General features: G+C 64.4%; 1 pseudogene. It reads left to right on the forward strand.

The features are described 5' to 3' along the window. Positions 1 to 239, forward strand: a pseudogene (locus CF70_RS37865) (IS630 family transposase); the annotation flags it as partial.

Below are 239 nucleotides of genomic sequence, written 5' to 3' on the forward strand. Positions count from 1 at the left end.
TGAGGGGCGGGTCACGCCCACGCTTGATGAGATTGTGACGCGCGCCGTGGAGCGTGGCGTTGTCGAGCAGATCAGCCGCAGCCAGGTGCAGCGCATTTTGCAGGCCGGCGACGTGCGTCCGCACCGGGTCCAGCAATGGCTACATAGCCCAGACCCCGCCTTTCGCGAGAAGGTCAACGGCATTTGCAAGCTGTACCGGAAGGCGCCGCGAAACGCGGTGGTGCTCAGTATCGACGAGA

This window comes from Cupriavidus sp. SK-3 (assembly GCF_000611145.1).
Lineage (GTDB): Bacteria > Pseudomonadota > Gammaproteobacteria > Burkholderiales > Burkholderiaceae > Cupriavidus.